14 protein-coding genes, 1 tRNA gene and 1 riboswitch are annotated in these 18,127 nt (G+C 61.7%); of the genes, 3 read left to right on the plus strand and 12 right to left on the minus strand.

Annotation, left to right across the window (positions count from 1 at the left end):
- Positions 1-2 precede the first annotated feature (2 nt).
- Positions 3-1,334, minus strand: a complete 1,332-nt coding sequence (locus tag QM596_RS29180; RefSeq protein ID WP_003944031.1) for an ABC transporter substrate-binding protein — start codon at positions 1,332-1,334, stop codon at positions 3-5.
- 218 nt (positions 1,335-1,552) lie between these two features.
- Entirely contained in the window at positions 1,553-2,170 is a 618-nt protein-coding gene (locus QM596_RS29185) for an ANTAR domain-containing response regulator (protein ID WP_003944029.1), read from the minus strand.
- A 107-nt stretch (positions 2,171-2,277) separates the two neighbouring features.
- Here QM596_RS29185 and QM596_RS29190 point away from each other — a divergent pair.
- Positions 2,278-2,354: transfer RNA gene (locus tag QM596_RS29190), tRNA-Leu, on the plus strand.
- A 75-nt stretch (positions 2,355-2,429) separates the two neighbouring features.
- Positions 2,430-3,044, plus strand: coding sequence for an AMIN-like domain-containing (lipo)protein (locus QM596_RS29195; RefSeq protein ID WP_283310575.1), 615 nt, complete (start codon positions 2,430-2,432; stop codon positions 3,042-3,044).
- A 166-nt stretch (positions 3,045-3,210) separates the two neighbouring features.
- Here the strand turns inward: QM596_RS29195 and QM596_RS29200 are convergent, their stop codons facing one another.
- Positions 3,211-4,005: a bifunctional 5,10-methylenetetrahydrofolate dehydrogenase/5,10-methenyltetrahydrofolate cyclohydrolase gene (locus tag QM596_RS29200; protein ID WP_283310576.1), complete on the minus strand. Its 795-nt coding sequence runs from the start codon at positions 4,003-4,005 to the stop codon at positions 3,211-3,213.
- A 150-nt stretch (positions 4,006-4,155) separates the two neighbouring features.
- A riboswitch (ZMP/ZTP riboswitch) is annotated at positions 4,156-4,236 on the minus strand.
- 174 nt (positions 4,237-4,410) lie between these two features.
- On the opposite strand from QM596_RS29200, the gene QM596_RS29205 reads away from it, so the two are divergent.
- Positions 4,411-4,914, plus strand: a complete 504-nt coding sequence (locus QM596_RS29205) for an SRPBCC domain-containing protein (protein ID WP_113684196.1) — start codon at positions 4,411-4,413, stop codon at positions 4,912-4,914.
- A 33-nt stretch (positions 4,915-4,947) separates the two neighbouring features.
- Here QM596_RS29205 and QM596_RS29210 read toward each other — a convergent pair whose 3' ends face one another.
- From QM596_RS29210 to trpB, 9 genes are all read right to left on the minus strand, one after another.
- Complete coding sequence (locus QM596_RS29210; protein WP_019748651.1) at positions 4,948-5,829, minus strand: acyl-CoA thioesterase; 882 nt, start codon at positions 5,827-5,829, stop codon at positions 4,948-4,950.
- The gene (gene pyk / locus QM596_RS29215) at positions 5,830-7,248 is read right to left on the minus strand and encodes a pyruvate kinase (RefSeq protein ID WP_003944038.1); all 1,419 of its coding nucleotides are present in this window, start codon (positions 7,246-7,248) and stop codon (positions 5,830-5,832) included.
- Positions 7,249-7,330: 82 nt separating this feature from the next.
- Positions 7,331-8,833, minus strand: coding sequence for a glutamate synthase subunit beta (locus tag QM596_RS29220; RefSeq protein WP_020907922.1), 1,503 nt, complete (start codon positions 8,831-8,833; stop codon positions 7,331-7,333).
- Positions 8,826-13,304 (minus strand): glutamate synthase large subunit, encoded by a 4,479-nt coding sequence (gene gltB, locus QM596_RS29225; protein WP_283310577.1) that lies wholly within the window; start codon positions 13,302-13,304, stop codon positions 8,826-8,828. Before gltB ends, QM596_RS29220 begins: the two co-directional genes overlap by 8 nt.
- A gap of 131 nt (positions 13,305-13,435) precedes the next feature.
- Complete coding sequence (locus QM596_RS29230; RefSeq protein ID WP_283310584.1) at positions 13,436-14,314, minus strand: TM2 domain-containing protein; 879 nt, start codon at positions 14,312-14,314, stop codon at positions 13,436-13,438.
- A gap of 127 nt (positions 14,315-14,441) precedes the next feature.
- On the minus strand, positions 14,442-14,867 hold the full coding sequence (locus QM596_RS29235) for a TM2 domain-containing protein (RefSeq protein WP_020907925.1): 426 nt from the start codon (positions 14,865-14,867) through the stop codon (positions 14,442-14,444).
- Positions 14,864-15,937 carry a prolipoprotein diacylglyceryl transferase gene (gene lgt, locus QM596_RS29240; RefSeq protein WP_019748656.1) on the minus strand — a complete coding sequence of 358 codons (1,074 nt, stop codon included), beginning with the start codon at positions 15,935-15,937 and terminating at the stop codon, positions 14,864-14,866. The genes QM596_RS29235 and lgt overlap by 4 nt, the downstream gene beginning before the upstream one ends.
- The gene (gene trpA / locus QM596_RS29245; protein ID WP_003944010.1) at positions 15,934-16,737 is read right to left on the minus strand and encodes a tryptophan synthase subunit alpha; all 804 of its coding nucleotides are present in this window, start codon (positions 16,735-16,737) and stop codon (positions 15,934-15,936) included. The genes lgt and trpA overlap by 4 nt, the downstream gene beginning before the upstream one ends.
- Positions 16,734-18,083 (minus strand): tryptophan synthase subunit beta, encoded by a 1,350-nt coding sequence (trpB, locus tag QM596_RS29250; RefSeq protein WP_019748657.1) that lies wholly within the window; start codon positions 18,081-18,083, stop codon positions 16,734-16,736. Before trpB ends, trpA begins: the two co-directional genes overlap by 4 nt.
- Between the last annotated feature and the right edge of the window lie 44 nt (positions 18,084-18,127).

Below are 18,127 nucleotides of genomic sequence, written 5' to 3' on the forward strand. Positions count from 1 at the left end.
GCTTACTTGCCCACGACCACGAATCCTTCTGTGGTCAGCGTGTTCTCAGGGCCGAACTTGAGCTTTCCGTACGAACCGATGGACGGTTCTCCCGAATCGTTGAAGTCCAACTCACCGGTGATGCCGTCGTAGTCGATGTCGGTTCCCGCCTTCACCAACGGCAGGCACTCGACGTAGGACGTGCACTTGGTGCCGCCTTCGGTGACGCTGTTGATGTTGGCTGCGATGTCGGTACCGGCCGTCGACTTCGCCTGCTCGGCAGCGAGCGCTGAGATCACCACCGCGTCGTACGACTCTCCGGCGTAGTTGAAGTCGATCAGAGAGGGGTTCACAGCCTTCAGACGATCCTGGAAGGCAGCTCCGACGTCCGTCAGGGGCGTGGTTCCCTGCATGGTGTCGAGCAACGGCTTCGCCACGGATTCGCCGAGCGCGTTACCCATGTTGCCGTCGACGCCGTACATCGCCATTCCGTCCGACGGGCCGATGCCCACTTCGTGCATGCGCGTGATGATCTTCGCCGACTCCTCGAAGCCCACCAATGCCACTGCATCCGGATTGAAGTTCTTGACTTGATCGACTTCGGAGTTGAACGACTGCGCGTTCGGGTCGTAGATGATCTTCTCGATCTGATCGGAGGGGACGCCCGAATCGATCAGATTCTTTTCGATGTTGTCCGCCAGACCCGTCCCGTACGGGTCGTTGAGGGCCATGATCGCTACGCGCTGACCACCGTCGTCCGAAATGAGCTGTGCGACGGCCTGAGCCTGCAGTACGTCCGTCGGAGCGGTGCGGAAGTACATGCCCTTGTCGGGGTAGCAGACGAATTGGTCCGAGGTGTTGGCAGGCGAGAACATCACGACGCCTGCGCTGGCGATCTTGTCGATCACCTTGAGCGAGACCGAAGACGACGCGGCGCCGACGATGACCTGAGTGCCTGCAGCCAATTCGCGGTCGACGGTGGTGTTGGCGGTGTCCGTTGTGGTGTCACCCGAATCGCCGGGAATCAGCTGGACCGGTTGGCCGAGAACGCCTCCGGCAGCATTGACGTCGTTGACTCCCAGCTGGGTGCCCGCGACCATCGGCGGCCCGAGGAACGACAAGCTGCCTGTATCGGGAAGAAGCGTACCGATACGCAGCGCTTCCGTGGACGGGGTGGCGCCGGCCTTGGCCTGCTCCGGGGTGCAATCAGTCGTGACGGATGTCGTCGCGGCGGAAGCGCCGGACGTAGAGCCACTCGAAGACGAGTCATCCGACTTGTCCGAGCTACAGCCTGCAAGTGCCAGTGATGCCGCGCCGAGAACTGCAGCAGTACGCACAAGTGTTCGTCTAGCCATCCCACGCTCCTAAGATCAGCCGGTGCTCGCGCCACCCGAACTGGCGCTCGCTGTGGGATCAGACGCTAGACCTTGGAACCGTTTCGCGATCCTTCAAGAAAGCCCTGTGACCTGACTGTTATCTGAAGGCGCACAGTGTTTACACGGCTGTAGCGCTGCGCGACGTTTCGACGGTCGACGCAGCCACTCAGTGCAGCCGGATAACCCGGACACTTTGCTCAAGCGTCCGGTTCACCGCCCAGAGTTTCCAGTACTACCTGTGCGACCGCCTTCATCGTGGAGCGCCGATCCATCGCGGCGCGCTGAATCCACTTGAACGCCTCAGGTTCGGTGAGCGCTTGGCGAACCATCAGAACACTCTTGGCTCGCTCGATCAGCTTGCGTGCTTCGAGCCGGTCGGAAAGATCAGCGACCTCACGCTCGAGCGCCGTCACCTCGCGGAAACGACTGACCGCCAATTCGACAGCGGGAACGAGGTCACTGATCGAGAACGGCTTGACCAAGTAAGCCATGGCGCCGGCATCGCGTGCGCGCTCGACCAACTCGCGCTGACTGAACGCTGTGAGAATGACAACAGGAGCGATCCGCTTGGCGGCAATCTCCGAAGCGGCGTCGATGCCGTCTCTCCTGGGCATCTTCACGTCCATGATGACCAGATCAGGCTTGAGCGACTCGGCCAACTCCACCGCAACCTGCCCGTCACCGGCCTCACCGACGACGTCGTAGCCCTCTTCGCGGAGCATCTCGACCAGATCCATGCGGATCAACGCCTCGTCTTCAGCGACGACAACACGACGGGGTGCGAGCTGATTGCCTTGCGGCTGCGGCGAATTCATGGCCACCATCCTCCTCCATCGAACCGCCCCGACACGAGACGCGAACGATTAGAGGGTACCGGTGTTTGACATTGAAATCGCATCTTCTAATGTAGTCATCGCAACAAGCCCTCGTATCCCAATTGGCAGAGGAAACGGATTCAAAACCCGTCCAGTGTGAGTTCGAGTCTCACCGAGGGCACCACCTGCCGCAGTTGGCCGTACCGCAAGGTTTCGGCATTCGGCTGTACCCCAGATCGACCGCAGTTAGATTCGATCCATGAACGGTCGTCGCCTGATTGCTCTGCTCGGAGCCATATCTGTTTTCGCGCTGCTCCCCGGGTGTCAGACTGACGACCAATCCGACACTGCCGGCGAATCTTCCACCCAGACCGTCCTCGATGCTGCAACACAGACAGGCACCCTTCAGGTCGGCACTCCCCCGATCGATGCCCCACCAACCGAGATCTCCACGCTTGCTCCGTTCCCGAACGACACGGAGATCCCTTCACCGAATCCGCGCGTCGACGTGACCGAGATCGACGTGACCGATCACGATGGTTTCACCCGAATCACCTACCGATTCGACGGAAATGGATCAGTGTTCTGGAAAACCGAATATGTCAGCGAAGCAATCCGAGCGGGTGACAGCACAGTCGTGGACGTCGGAAGTCGATCGATACTTCAAGTCGACCTGATGGGAGTCCAATCGGATTCGTCGCTCAACTCCGTATCTCACGAGGGCGAAAACATCACGCGCATAGACAGTGCGGCCAGGAACAGTGCGATCCTGCAGTCGTTTGTCGGCACGGTCGACATCCGTCCGGCATACACCGTATCGACATCCGATTCACCGTCCCAGTTGATGATCGACATCCCCACGGCAGACAGCTGACTGTCGAATACCCAATTGCGCGCTCAGCTCAGCCATTCCAGCGCAGCGGTGCTCGACGCGGTAGTTCGGTTATCGAGGGGCGGATGAATACTCCGTCTCGAAACCGAGGTCTCACAATCGATCCGAGGCGATTGCTGGGTCCGGTCCAACACGACTGTCATGATTCTCACTGCATGCCCGAACTCTCACTGCATGCCCGAACTTCCGCTGCTCGAACTGCTGCTGCCAGTGTTTGTTCCAGCAGGACGGCAACCGTCATGGGGCCGACGCCACCCGGCACTGGTGTGATCGCACCGGCATGTGGGAGCGCAGCGGCGTACTCCACGTCTCCGACGTTGCCCTCGTTGTACCCCGCATCGATCACCACTGCCCCAGGCTTGATCCACGCCCCTTTGATCAGTTCCGGAACACCGACGGCCGCGATGACGATGTCTGCCGAGGCGACGTGGGCGGCCAGGTCGACGGTTCGCGAATGGCAGTATGTCACCGTTGCGCCTCGACGCAGAAGGAGCATTCCCATCGGCAATCCGAGTATCGGGCTTCGGCCGACCACGACAGCATGCTTTCCGGAGAGTTCGACGCCTGTGGCGTCGAGCAGGCGCAGGATGCCACTCGGTGTACATGATTCGAATCCCCCACCCGTCAACGCCATTGCCGCGAACGCTGCCGAGGTAACGCCGTCAACGTCTTTGTCGGCCGAGATGGCATCGAACGCAGCCCGTTCGTCGATGTGGCCTGGCACCGGGTGTTGCAGCAGTATGCCGTCGATCGAAGGGTCCGCCGACAACGCTCTCAGCACGTCGACTAGTTCTTCGGTGGTTGTACTCACCGGGAGTTCGACCGTCCGCGACGTCATTCCGACGACGACAGACCGTTTGGCCTTCATCTGTACATACGCCTTCGAGGCCGGGTCCGCTCCCACGATGACGGCGGCCAGGCAAGGAACGTTGCCCCGTCTCATCACGAAACTGCCTCGTGCGCACTGACAGGTCCGCGAGCGCAGCATCGGCAATTGCGCGTCCGTCGATTATTCGAGCGGCCACGTTCTGGCTGGCCAGATTTTCGGTAGACAGATTTTCGGTAGACATGAATCCCCCTTCACACAAGATGTGTGAAGCACCCAGGCGGTCGATGCCTCGCGATGTGCACTCCCCGGTGGTAATTCCCACCCGCGCCAGTCGTGCGTGGTCAGCGTACCGCGCGTTTGTCTCACTGCCACGAAACGCATCCGGAACGCCGCTCTCAAAACGAGACAAATCGACATAACCTATCAATAGGTAACGATCTGACCTGCAGTTATTCCATCCTAAGCAATTAGATGGCACGATGGGGGCAACCGCACGGGCACCAAGCATTGGAGGCACCGATGGACAACGGCAAGATAAACCTGACCTATGACGGTCGGGTGTCACTGAGCTTCCAACTGGCAATTCCGCACGCACCGGACAAGGTCTGGAAAGTGATAACGGAACGCGAGTACCTCGACGCCTGGTTCCCGGCGGACGTCGATTTCAATCTCACTCCAGGCGCGGATCTGCTGTTCAAGGTGACCCCGGAACAAGTCGAGCGATTCGGACTGCCCGCAGATCACGTGACGGGCGGGACGGTCATCAGCGTCCACCCGCACCGAATTCTCGAATTCCTCTGGGACGCAGATACTCTGCATTGGGAACTGGCACCGGATGGCACCGGCGGTTGCTGGCTGACCCTCACCCACACGATGGAAGACGAAGAGTCCGCGTACGCCCACGCCGCCGGCTGGCACGCGGGCTTGGAAGTTGTTGCGGCCCAACTCGATGGACGCGAAGTCGACTGGTCTCCGTGGGACCGCGCCGACGAACTCTCACCGCAATATCGCAAGTCTGCTTGATTCTGGGCCCGAGTTCAGTCTCGGGCCCGCATCTCATTCCCCTTTACGCGGGAAATGCCTGATCATTCCTTCTTGGACCACCGTCGCCAACAGCAGTCCTTCCACCGAGAAGTACCGTCCGGTTGCCAGACCGCGCGAACCTGCGGCGACCGGCGATTCGGTGGCGTACAGAACCCAGTCGGTGAACCGGAACGGGCGATGGAACCAGATCGAATGATTGACCGTCGCCGCGACGATACGATCATGACCCCAGGACAAACCATGAGTGGTCAGAATCGAATCGAGCACGGTGGTGTCGGACGAATATGCCAGCGTCGCAGCGTGAATGAGCGAATCGTCCGGCAGATCACCGTCGGGGCGCATCCACACCCGATTGTGGTTGAGTTTCTCGCCGGTGCCCTTGAGGATCCACGCCGGATCGTTGGCGTACCGCATGTCGATCGGCTTGAGCGCCGCACTGAAATGCGGCAGTTTTTCCTCGTACCCCACCAGATGATCGCCGATGGGAGGCAACGACTCCGGAAGTGGAACATCCGGGATCTCGACAGCATGGTCGAGCCCCTTGCCGGAGTCCTGGAACGCCGCGAGCATCACGAACAATTCGTTCTCACCCTGATAGGCAGTCACCTGACGGTTGGCGAATGCCCTCCCGTCACGATGACGCTCCACCCGGTACTCGATAGGCGCCTTCACATCTCCGCCCCGAATGAAATGGGCGTTCACGGCATGGATGGGGCGATCACCATCGACAGTCCGTCCGGCGGCCATCAGTGCCTGAGACACCAATTGACCGCCGAACGTCCGCGAACCTACCTGCTTCGGGTGGTATCCACGGAACGCGTCGTCACCGATCTGCTCCAGATCCAACAGACCGAGAAGCGTACCGAGGTCGGTGGACGCGTTCGCGTGGGTCACTCAGTGGTCCTCTTCGCCGATACGGTGGACGTGAATGAGGTTGGTGGAACCGACAGTTCCCGGAGGGGATCCGGCAACGATGACCACGAGGTCACCCTTGACGTACCGCCCGAGGGAGAGCAACGCACTGTCCACCTGACGCACCATCTCGTCAGTGGTGGCCACCGCATCGACCAGGAACGTCTCGGTTCCCCACGTCAGCGTCAGCTGACTGCGCACCGCAGGCAGCGGTGTGAAGGCGAGCAACGGCAGCGGCGTGTGCAGACGAGCCAGTCGACGCACCGTGTCACCGGACTGAGTGAACGCAACCAAGGCCTTGGCGTCGAGACGTTCGCCGATGTCGCGTGCTGCGTACGAGATGACTCCGCGCTTGGTGCGCGGGACGTGGGTCAACGGTGGGACACGGGTTGATTCGTTCTCGACGGCCTCGACGATGCGGGCCATGGTGCGAACGGTTTCCATGACGTACTTGCCCACCGAAGTCTCGCCCGAGAGCATGACTGCGTCGGCGCCGTCGAGAACGGCGTTGGCGACATCGGATGCCTCTGCGCGAGTGGGACGTGAGTTCTCGATCATCGACTCGAGCATCTGCGTCGCGACGATGACCGGCTTCGCGTTCTCACGAGCAATCTGGATTGCGCGCTTCTGAACGAGCGGGACCTGCTCGAGCGGCAACTCGACACCGAGGTCACCGCGGGCGACCATGACGGCGTCGAACGCGAGCACGATGGCCTCGAGATTGTCGATGGCCTCGGGCTTCTCGAGCTTCGCGATGACGGGAACGCGGCGCCCGACTCGATCCATGATGGCGTGAACCAATTCGACGTCCGCCGGTGAGCGAACGAAGGAGAGTGCAATGAAGTCGACACCCAGCTTGAGAGCGAACTCGAGGTCGGCGATGTCCTTGCCCGACAGGGCTGGAACGGAGACGTTCATACCGGGCAGTGAGAGGCCCTTGTTGTTGCTGACCGGACCGCCTTCGGTGACCCGACAGACGACGTCGTTGCCGTCGATGGACGTGACGACCAGGCCGACCTTTCCGTCGTCGACCAGCAGTCGATCGCCGGCCTTGGCGTCGCGCGCCAATTCCTTGTACGTGGTCCCGACGCGATCGTGCGTTCCCTCGACGTCGTCGACGGTGATACGAACCTCTTCACCGTTGGCCCAGGTGGTCCGCTCGTCCTTGAATCGGCCGAGGCGAATCTTGGGCCCCTGAAGGTCGGCGAGAACACCGACGGCCTTTCCGGTGGCGTCCGACGCGGCGCGGACGCGAATGTAGTTTTCTTCGTGATCGGCATGCTCGCCGTGGCTGAAGTTGAGGCGCGCCACGTCCATGCCGCTCTCCACGAGCTCACGGATGCGGTCGCCAGAAGCTGTCGCAGGTCCAAGTGTGCATACAATTTTTGTCCGTCGGTTCACGGCTCGAGCCTAGTCGCTACCCCACCGCACTTCTATCCGGCATTTGCGACCTGCACTTTCTGTACTTACTCGATTCAGTTGGTCAGCTCACGAACAGCGGAAATGCCTTTGGATGAACTGGCGCCGGAAGCGCCGACTCGCCTGTGAGAAACATGTCGACGGCACGTGCGGCCGACCGTCCCTCGGCAATCGCCCACACGACCAGCGACGCCCCGCGATGCGCGTCGCCGCAGACGAATACGCCGGGTGTCCGGGTCTGCCACCCGACATCACACTCGATTCTGCCGAGTGGATCGGTGTCGACATCAAGGTCGGTGAGCAGTGGGGCGGTTTCGACGCCGTCGAAACCCAGAGCGAGCAAGACCATCTCGCACACCAGATCCGTCGTGTCGCCGGTCTCCACCAGGGTCCGTTGTCCGTCCTTCGCTCGTGACACGGCTACCGGAACCATCCGGATTGCGCGGACCGCACCCCCACCGTCGTCGAGAAATTCCTGCGCCGCCCATCGGAATCGTTTGTCACTGCCCTCCTCGTCTGCCGGCGAGCTGCGTAGGACCCGCGGCCACAACGGCCATGGGTCGCGATCTCGATCGCGGCGTGCCGGAGGTGGGACGTGGTAATCCAATTCCGTCACCGAGAGGGCGCCTTGGCGATGCACCGTGCCGAGGCAGTCGGCGGCCGTGTCGCCGCCACCGATGATCACGACGTTCTTACCTCGCGCCGAGATGCTCGACGCACCGTCACCCTCGCATTCGCGGTTGGCCGCAAGCAGGTACGTCATCGCACGATGGATTCCGCGAAGACTACGACCCGGTACGTCGGTGTCTCTGGCACGATCGGCCCCGACCGCCAGGACTACCGCCTCGAATTCCGTCGAGAGGTCGTGCGCGCTCACGTTCACTCCGACGGCGCAGTCGGTGACGAATCTGGTCCCCTCGGCGGTCAGTTGGTCCAGCCGCCGGTTGATGAGGGCCTTGGGCAACTTGAATTCCGGAATTCCGTAGCGAAGCAGTCCCCCGATCCGATCGCTCCGCTCGAACACCGTGACACTGTGTCCGGCTCGTGTCAGTTGTTGAGCCGCGGCCAGTCCCGCCGGTCCCGAACCGACAACCGCAACACGGTTTCCGCTGTGAACTACCGGTGCCTGCGGCCCCAACCAACCCGACTCCCAGGCGTTGTCGACGATTGCCTGTTCGATGCGCTTGATGGTGACACCCCCCGACGTGTGCTCGCCGTCGAGTGCGAGAACGCACGCCGTTTCGCACGGTGCGGGGCACAGATGTCCGGTGAACTCGGGGAAATTGTTGGTGGAATGCAGATTCTCCGAGGCTTCGGACCACCGTCCACGCCGAACCAGGTCGTTCCATTCCGGAATGAGATTGCCGAGCGGACACCCCACGTCGGCCGAATGGCAGTACGGCACAGCGCAGTCCATGCAACGCGAGGCCTGTGCAGATACGTCTCGATTTCGCACGACGGGATCCAGCGACTCGTATACCGACGCCCAGTCGCCGACACGCACATCGGTCGATCTGGTCGGTGAGCCGGATCGTTTCACGTTGAGGAACCCGCGGGCGTCAGGCATGAGCCGGCTCCACCAGTTCGTTCTCTTCCACGACCTTCCGGTAGTCGACAGGCAAAACTTTGGTGAATCTCGGACTCTGGCCAACCCAGTCGTCGAGAAGTTTTGCCGCTACGGGCGAGCCGGTCGCAGCCAAATGCTCGCCGAGAATTTCGACCAGCTGACTGCAGTCTTCCGCCGAAGGTCGCTCCAGAACGACCATGTCGCCGTTGACCTTCTCTGCCTTCACGTCGAGTACGAAGGCAATTCCGCCCGACATTCCCGCAGCAAGGTTCCTACCAGTTGGGCCGATGATGACGACGCGACCCCCGGTCATGTACTCACACGCATGGTCTCCGACGCCTTCCACCACAGCGACCGCGCCCGAGTTGCGCACCGCGAATCGTTCCCCGACACGCCCCCTGGCATAGAGCGCACCGCTCGTAGCGCCGTACAGCAGCGTATTGCCGGCAATCACCTGATCCTCCGCCACGAAGGGCGCGTCCTCACTCGGCCGAAGCGCGATTCGTCCACCGGAGAGCCCCTTCCCCACGTAATCGTTTGCATCGCCGACGACGACCAGCGAGATGCCGGGCGGCAGGAACGCACCGAGTGACTGGCCTGCCGTTCCACTGAGCACGACGTCGATGGTGCCTTGAGGTAGCCCGACGGCGCCGTAGCGTCTGGTCACCTCTGCGCCCAGCCTCGTCCCCACCGCCCGATCCGTATTGTGTACTGGCAGTTCTATATGCACGGGTCGAGCGTCCTCGAGTGAGTTCGCGGCGCACTCGATCAGGGTGCGTTCGAGTTCGCTCGAAACAGGGACACACGGCGGGTAGGCCGCGCCGGTCGGCGCGGCCGGAACGTCGAAGAGTGGTGAGAGGTCCAACGTGCGACTCTTCCAATGCGCCACCGCCGGAGACATTTCCAATACGTCTGCGTGGCCCAGAGCGTCGTCGATACTTCGAAACCCCAGTTCTGCCAACAAACGTCGTACGTCGTCGGCGATGAAGCGGAAGAAGTTCTCGACGTACTCCGGCCGGCCGGTGAATCGCTCGCGCAGTTCGGGATTCTGCGTTGCTACTCCGACGGGGCAGGTGTCGAGGTGACATACCCGCATCATGACGCAGCCGGCCGCGATGAGTGGCGCCGTGGAAAACCCGTACTCCTGCGCCCCCAGTAACGCGGCGACGACGACGTCCCGCGCCGTGCGCAAACCCCCGTCACACTGGACGACGATCCGATCGCGTAACCCGTTGAGCACCAAGGTCTGCTGAGTTTCGGCCAGCCCGATCTCCCAGGGCGTACCAGCGTGGTGGATGGACGAGAGTGCCGCCGCGCCCGTCCCGCCGTCGTGACCGGAGATCAGCACCACGTCGGCGTGCGCTTTGGCCACACCTGCCGCAACTGTCCCGACTCCGACTGCGCTGACCAACTTCACGTGTATCCGCGCACGATCGTTTGCGCATCTGAGGTCGTAGATCAATTGGGCGAGATCCTCGATCGAATAGATGTCGTGGTGCGGGGGCGGAGAAATGAGGCCGACTCCAGGTGTCGAGTACCGGGTTTCCGCGATCCACGGGTACACCTTGGACCCCGGAAGCTGCCCTCCTTCACCGGGCTTGGCGCCCTGGGCCATCTTGATCTGAATGTCAGTGGCATTGACCAGGTAATCGCTGGTCACCCCGAAGCGACCACTCGCGACCTGCTTGACTGCGCTTCGACGCTTGTTGTCACGCAACCGCTCCGGTGACTCTCCGCCCTCACCGGTGTTCGAACGTCCGCCGAGAGCATTCATCGCAACCGCCATCGTCTCGTGCGCCTCGGCAGAGAGGGAACCGTAGCTCATCGCACCGGTGTTGAATCGAGCGAGAATCATCTCGACGGGTTCGACCTGATCGAGGGGAATCAGCTGACGAATCTCACGCCGAAATCGAAACAATCCCCGAAGTGTTCCGCCCTGCGCGCTCAGTCGATCGACTTCATCGCTGTAGCGACGAAACATCTCACTTCGCCCCGTCCGGGTCGCATGCTGAAGGAAGAACACGGACTCGGGTGTGAACACATGCAATTCACCACCGCGGCGATACCGGAACTCTCCACTGCTGCTCAACTGACGATGCTGCACCGTACGATACGTGGCCGCGTGACGTATCAGAACTTCTCGCGCGACTTCGGTGATACCGATCCCGCCGATCCGACTCCGTGTGTTGCAGAAGTATTCGTCGACCAAATCTCGGCCCAAGCCCACTGCCTCGAATACCTGTGCGCCCGTGTAGGAGTGAACCGTAGCGATTCCCATCTTCGACATCACTTTGAGCACGCCGGAATTTGCCGCTCTCAGATAGTTGTCCGATGCCATTTTCGAATCTATCCCGGGAAGTTCGTCTTGCTCGCTGAGTGCTTCTACCGATTCGAGAGCAAGATAGGGGTGGACAGCCGCCGCACCGTAGCCGATCAGCAGCGCGATGTGATGAACTTCGCGCGCGTCACCCGACTCTACGACGAGGGAAACCTTGGTTCGCAGGCCATGACGAACCAGATCGTGGTGCACGGCAGATACTGCGAGCAATGACGGAATGGGAGCCTGCTCAGGGCCCGATCCACGGTCGGAGATCACCAGAATCTCGATTCCGGCTGCGGCGGCCGTTCGGGCGGACTCACGAAGCCTCTCGACGCCTTCGCCGAGACTGCCTCTCGGATCGAAACCTCCCCGTAGGACAGCGCTTCTCGGAGTTCTTGCGCCGCATAGTTCGGCGACCTTCGCCATCTTCCCCGGTCCGATCACCGGTTTATCGAGAACAATCCTTCGGCACGACAGCGCCGACGCTTCGAACAAGTTCTGCTCAGCGCCGAGGGTGACACCAAGCGTCGTGACGACTTTCTCGCGAATCGCGTCCAAAGGCGGGTTCGTCACCTGAGCAAAGAGCTGGACGAAGTAGTCGTACAACAGCTTCGGCCGATCCGAGAGAACGGCGAGAGGTGTGTCGACTCCCATCGATCCCAACGGCTCCGATCCTGTGCGAGCCATTGGAAGGAGAACTTCCTGCAAGTCCTCTGCCTGGTATCCGAAGAGCAGCTGCCTGTGCAACAGCGGAGCCGGATCGCCTCGGGCAGGCGCCGACTCGGGGATTTCCTCGAGATCGACCAATCCCCCGTCGACCCATTCCCTGTAGGGGGCTGTGCTCGCGAGTTCGGATTTGATCTCCGCATCGGAAACGATGCCACGGCGAGCGGTGTCGACGAGGAACATTCGACCCGGTTCGAGGCGCCCCTTCTCCAACACCTCGGACGTCGGAGCGTCGAACACACCGCTCTCACTCGCCAACACGATACGGCCGTTCCTCATCCGCCACCATCGCCCTGGGCGAAGACCGTTGCGATCCAACACCGCCCCGACAACAGTGCCGTCGCTGAACGTCACGGACGCCGGACCGTCCCATGGTTCCATCAGGCAAGCGTGAAATTGGTAGAAGGCCCTCATCTCGTCTGGCATCGAAGAATCGTTCTCCCAGGCACCGGGAATCATCATCGCGATGGCGTGCTGCACACTGCGGCCCCCGAGCGTCAGAAACTCGATCACTTCGTCGAACGACGAAGAGTCGGATCCACCCGGGGTACAGATCGGAAACATGCGATCGATGTCCCCACCCAAAAGTGCGCTCCGCAACATCGGCTCGCGAGCGCGCATCCAATTCCTGTTTCCCACAATCGTATTGATCTCGCCGTTGTGAGCGATGCAGCGATACGGCTGAGCAAGTGACCACGACGGAAAAGTGTTCGTGGAGTACCGACTGTGCACGACCGCCAAGGCAGTTCGCATTCGGGCGTCGCATAGGTCGGTGAAGTAACCGGGTAACTGCGTCGGCGTGAGCATGCCCTTGTACACGATGGTTCGGGCGGACAACGAGGGGAAATACACCGCATCATCGGCCGAATGAATCCGCTCGACTTGTCTCCTGAGCGCGAACACTCGTCGGTCCAAGGCAATTCCGCCCACACTGCGATCTCTTGGCTCGGCGCACGTCACAAAACATTGACTGATGTACGGAGCGCACTGCGCGGCAACGGTTCCGACGCAGTCACGGTCGACTGGGACCTCCCGCCACCCGATAATCCGCAGTCCTTCTGCCGCTGCGTACCGGTGTATCCGAACTACCGCCCGCCGACGTGCTTCCTGATCCACCGGGAGAAAGCAGTTTCCGGCTGCGTAGGTGTTCTCACCCATCGCGTTGGGTGGTGGAAGCTCGAACGCGGTCACCGCGTCGAAGAATTCCGTCGGCAGCTGAAGAAGGATGCCCGCACCGTCACCACTGTTGCACTCGCGCCCGACTGCGCCACGATGGGTGAGATTGGCCAGGACCGCGAGCGCCTCGTCGACAATGGAATGCAGGTGACGTCCAGAGGTGTCTGCTACCACGGCTACACCACATGAATCGGTTTCCTGATCGGGGTCGTACAGGCCTCGAGGATCAGGTATTCGAGAAAACGGCACTCGGCGACCTCCACACGGTCATGCAGCCGACGTTCGTTAGTTTATCAGCACATAACCGCAGGTCGCGAGAGAAAAGTGTGACCCCCTGACGACGAGCGTCAGGGGGCCACAGTTCCGAACATCGTTTTCGATCAGCTACGCAAAGGTCGGTTGTACTGATCGCGCACACTGCCGGTCAACATCATGATTCCGTCGATGAGCGGCCAGATGCCACCGATTCCACACGTCAACCAAGTGACCGCGATCTGTGCGACAGCCATGCCGGGCTGGTTGAGGTAAAAACGTCCTGCTCCGAAACCGCCGAGCAGAATGCCCAGCAATCCGGCGGTCGTCTTCGACTTGTCCGAATACGGTTCGCCGGTCATCGGGTCACGTCCGTAGGGTGCGGACGGATCGACAAGGCCGAAACCAGGCTGAGGATAACCCTGACCTTGCGGGTACCCCTGAGGCTGACCGTAACCGGGCTGCGAATATCCAGGCTGGGGGTAGCCCTGCTGCTGACCGTAATTCTGGCTTCCCTGCGGTGGAGCGGCGGGGTAGCCCTGCGGCGGAGCCGCGTAGGGATTCGGAGTCTGATCTGCCGGCGCGCCGTAGACAGGACCGTCCGTCGGGGTTTGGGTCGGCCTCGAGTAGTCCGGCGCCGGATAGTCGGTCGCCGGATAGTTCTGGGCGGCGTAGCTTTCCTGCGACGTGTACGGCGCCGTGGGCTGATTCGGGGTGGAATCAGAATCGGCAGTGGGGAACGCTGTAGTCGATTCGGTTCCGGTCGGCGGCGGGTAGATGGGGTGGTTTCCCCAGCCCGGGCCGTTCCCGACTCCCGAATACGTGTCCCAGCCTGGACCGGTGCCGGTGGTCTCCGTCGACGGAGTCTTTTCCGTTGGCGCCGAGGTTTCCGTCAACGACGCATCCGCCGTCGCGTCGTAGTCGAACGGCGACCCGAACTGGGGTGGAACCGGCGGCTGCGATCCTGACGAGTCCCCCGACTCGGACGGTTCCGGATTCTTGTTCAAGTTAGGCAACGTACTTTCCTTCGATTCGACGACGGTACGTAATAGCTTTTGTTATCGGGCCACGAGAAGGGTTCGGCCTTCGCGTGGCCGGTCCCCCACAGATCTTTCCTCGGTTCGTGCTCCCGGATCATCCTCGTAACGGCCGGCGAACACCGTCCCGCGCATTGCCCGAAAGTATCACGATGCCGTCGACGAACGCCCAGATCCAAATTCCGATGGCAAATGGAATTCCGATGAGGAACGCGGACATGAACAGCGCGAAGAACATGCCGAGCAGTTGGCACAGTCCGATGCCGACGCTCCCGATGTAAAGACGACCGACTCCACAGATTCCGAAGAAGCCCAGCAAGATCTGCAACAGTCCAGCTGTAGCTTTCGACTTGTCGGAATACGGTTCCCCCGTTACCGGGTGCCGACCGTACGGCGCATAGGGATCTCCGAACCCGTACATCGATTGAGCGGGCAGTGGCTGCTGATATCCGTACGGATTGGGCGCGCCGTAGACCGGTCCCTGATCCTCGGGGAATCCCCCTTGCGAATAGGGACCTGTCACGGCTTGTCTTTCTTCGACAGCTTCACCGCGTCCGACGACTCATCCGACGCTGCCGTGGAGGCGCTTGCCTCACTGGAAGCGGATTCGGCAGCATCGGATTCAGAATCTTCAGCGTCGGCGCCTTTCGCGTCGGCCTTCGCCGAATCAGTTTCGGTAACTGGCGCCGCGACTCCTGCTTCGCCGGCAGCTACCGCAGCGACGTAGTCCTTCGACTTCAAATCAGCCGGATCCTCACGACCCTTCTTCGCCAGGAAGAAGTAGGCCAGTGCGGCGAAGAACACGATCCCCGAAGTGAATGTGTTGACTCGAATGCCGGCGATCTCGTATGCGAAATCGTCGCGCATCAGTTCGACGACAAACCGGCCCAGGCAATAACCCGCGACGTACAGAGCAAACAGGCGTCCGTGACCGATCTTGAATCGGCGGTCGACGAGGACCAGCAGGATCACGATCAGGACGTTCCACACAGCTTCGTAGAGGAACGTCGGGTGAACGACCCGAATGACTTCTCCGTTGGAGACACCTGCCAGTTGATCGAGCTGGCCGGAGGAGTTCACACGCTCGAAGATCTCGAGGCCCCATGGGACGGTGGTCTCGCGACCGTACAACTCCTGGTTGAAGTAGTTGCCGATACGACCGATGGCCTGCGCGAGCAGGATTCCGGGCGCAATCGCATCACCGAGCGCGGAAACCGGAATGCCGCGTCGACGGCAGCCGATCCACGCACCGATGCCGCCGAGGAACACAGCTCCCCAGATTCCGAGGCCTCCCTGCCACACCTTGAGTGCATCGAGAGGCTGACCGTTCTCGCCGAAATAGGCGGGCCAGTCGGTCAATACGTGATAGAGCCTGCCACCGATCAGACCGAACGGAACAGCCCAGATCGCGATGTCGAGAACGGTCCCCTTCTCGCCGCCGCGGGCGACCCAACGACGATCTCCCCACACGATCGCGACGATGATGCCGAGGATGATGAAGAGCGCGTAGGCGCGCAGCGCTACCGGTCCGACGTACCAGACGCCTTGGGGCGGGCTGGGGATATAGGCCAGTAGGTCCACAGTTGAGGTCACGACGCCACGGTAGCCGAGCGGACGCCCTCGGCGAGTTCTTCGGTGAGCGAGCGAACCGCTCCCAAGCCGTTCTCGACCGCGGAGACCAGAGCCGAGCCGACGATGACGGCATCGGCGTACGCCGCGATTTCGGCAGCTTGTGCGCCGGACCGAACACCCAATCCGACGCCGACGGGAATGTCGGAATGCGCGCGGATTCGTGCGGTCAGTTCCGGAGCCATCGAAGACACGGCGTCTCGAGCGCCGGTGACACCCATTGTCGAGGCCGCGTAGATGAATCCACTACTCGCGTCGAGTGTCATCGCGAGCCGTTCTTCCGTCGAGGACGGGGCGACAAGGAAGATCCGGTCGAGGTGGTGCTCCTCGGATGCTTCCATCCAGGCGCCTGCTTCTTCCGGAATGAGGTTGGGGGTGATGAGTCCGAGCCCGCCGGCGGAAGCGAGGTCTCGTGCGAACTTGTCGACGCCGTACTGCAGTACCGGGTTCCAGTAGGTCATCACGACGGCCTTGCCGCCGACCGAACTGATCTGCTCGATCACGGTGAAGATGTCGCGAAGGCGAACGCCGTTGGTGAGTGCGGTTTCGGCTGCACGCTGGATGGTCGGACCGTCCATGACCGGATCGGAATACGCGACACCGACTTCGATGATGTCGCAGCCACCGTCGACCATCGCCTTGAACACGTCGATCGATTCGGGAACGGTCGGATAACCGGCAGGCAGGTAACCGACGAGGGCGGCACGCTTGTCAGCCTTGCACGCTGCAAAGGTGGGTGCGAGGCGTGATGGTCGTTCGCTCACTTGTCCGAGCCTTCCGTGTTGTCGTTCTGGTCTGCTGCATCAGCCGGAGCGGTTGCCTGACTCGAGGCGCCGTCGAAGAGACCGAACCAGCTTGCGGCGGTGTCCATGTCCTTGTCACCGCGACCGGAGAGATTGACGACGATGATCGCGCCCTCGCCGAGTTCCTTGCCCAGTCGGAGCGCGCCGGCAACGGCGTGGGCGGATTCGATGGCCGGGATGATGCCTTCGCGGCGCGAGAGCAGCAGTAGAGCATCCATCGCTTCGCTGTCGGTGACGGGTTCGTAGGTGGCACGCCCGATATCGCTCAGGTAAGCGTGCTCGGGTCCGACGCCCGGGTAGTCCAGACCAGCAGAGATCGAGTGCGATTCGATGGTCTGACCGTCTTCGTCCTGGAGCAGGTAGGAGTAGGCACCCTGGAATGCGCCAGGGGTACCGCCGGCGAACGTTGCTGCATGCCTTCCGGTTTCGACACCGTCGCCGGCTGCTTCGTAGCCAACCAGACGTACCGACAGATCGTCGATGAACGGATGGAAGATTCCGATTGCGTTGGAGCCGCCTCCGACGCAGGCTGTGACTGCATCGGGCAGGCGGCCGGTCAGTGCCTGAACCTGGACGCGTGTTTCGAGGCCGACCACTCGCTGGAAGTCGCGAACGATGGTGGGGAACGGGTGCGGGCCTGCCGCGGTACCGAAGCAGTAATAGGTGTTGTCCGCGTGGGAAACCCAGTCGCGCAAGGCTTCGTTGATCGCGTCCTTGAGCGTGCGCGAACCGGTCTCGACCGAGACGACCTCCGCGCCGAGCAGGCGCATGCGTGCGACGTTCAGTGCTTGACGTTCGGTGTCGACAGCACCCATGTAGATGACGCACTCGAGACCGAGCAGTGCACAGGCGGTGGCCGATGCCACACCGTGCTGGCCCGCTCCGGTCTCGGCGATGATGCGGGTCTTGCCCATACGCTTCGCCAGCAGAACCTGACCGAGAACGTTGTTGATCTTGTGAGAACCGGTGTGGTTCAGATCTTCACGCTTGAGAATGATGCGCGCACCACCGGCGAACTCGCTCATTCGTGTTGCCTCGAAAATCGGCGACGGACGCCCGGTGTAATCGCGCTGCAAGCGATCGAGTTCGTTCAAGAACGTGTCGTCCGCGCGAGCCTTTTCGTACTCCGCAGTGACTTCCTCGATAACCGCCATGAGGGCTTCCGGCACATGCCGTCCGCCATAGACGCCGAAATGCCCTCCGGCATCCGGGTCGTGAGAGCGCTCGGTGAGTCCCGCGCTGGCCGGCGGCAGATTGCCGCCCTTGAATACTGCACCGGAGCCTGGTTCCTGAGTACGTGAAGTCACCCCACCAGTCTGCCCCAACGGTGTCGCTGGTCACCGCCCGGGTG

The sequence above is a fragment of the Rhodococcus sp. IEGM 1406 genome (assembly GCF_030056745.1).
Taxonomy (GTDB): Bacteria; Actinomycetota; Actinomycetes; order Mycobacteriales; family Mycobacteriaceae; genus Rhodococcus_F; species Rhodococcus_F erythropolis.

Excerpts from the sequence above, each read along its gene's own strand:
- QM596_RS29185 (WP_003944029.1), bottom strand. The coding sequence starts at position 2,170 with ATGAATTCGCCGCAGCCGCAAGGCAATCAGCTCGCACCCCGTCGTGTT.
- QM596_RS29200 (WP_283310576.1), bottom strand. The coding sequence starts at position 4,005 with ATGAGACGGGGCAACGTTCCTTGCCTGGCCGCCGTCATCGTGGGAGCG.
- QM596_RS29180 (WP_003944031.1), bottom strand. The coding sequence starts at position 1,334 with ATGGCTAGACGAACACTTGTGCGTACTGCTGCAGTTCTCGGCGCGGCA.
- QM596_RS29195 (WP_283310575.1), top strand. The coding sequence starts at position 2,430 with ATGAACGGTCGTCGCCTGATTGCTCTGCTCGGAGCCATATCTGTTTTC.
- QM596_RS29205 (WP_113684196.1), top strand. The coding sequence starts at position 4,411 with ATGGACAACGGCAAGATAAACCTGACCTATGACGGTCGGGTGTCACTG.
- QM596_RS29220 (WP_020907922.1), bottom strand. The coding sequence starts at position 8,833 with ATGCCTGACGCCCGCGGGTTCCTCAACGTGAAACGATCCGGCTCACCG.